Annotated in this window: 1 pseudogene; it reads left to right on the top strand. The window is 59.4% G+C overall.

Annotation, left to right across the window (positions count from 1 at the left end):
• Nucleotides 1–219, top strand: a pseudogene (locus H6B10_RS17150) (hypothetical protein); the annotation flags it as partial.

The raw sequence follows: 219 nt of genomic DNA, 5'->3' as shown, positions 1-219 counted from the left end.
ATCGGCTACCAGGCCCAGGTCATTCCCGCCATTCTGGCCGCCTTCACTCTGGTCTATCTGGAAAAATTCTTCCGCAAGATCTGCCCCGCCGTGGTCTCCATGATCGTGGTGCCCATCTTTTTGGTCACCGACCAGCAGATACCCACCGGCAGCATGTGGAAGACGGCCTCGCCGATCAGCCAGAGGAAGCTGTCCATGCCGGCCCAGAACTGGCTGATG

The sequence above is a fragment of the Gemmiger formicilis genome, from assembly GCF_016901605.1.
GTDB lineage: Bacteria > Bacillota > Clostridia > Oscillospirales > Ruminococcaceae > Gemmiger > Gemmiger formicilis_B.
The sequence above is the reverse complement of the archived record's forward strand: the minus strand, read 5'-3'. Positions and strand labels throughout refer to the sequence as shown.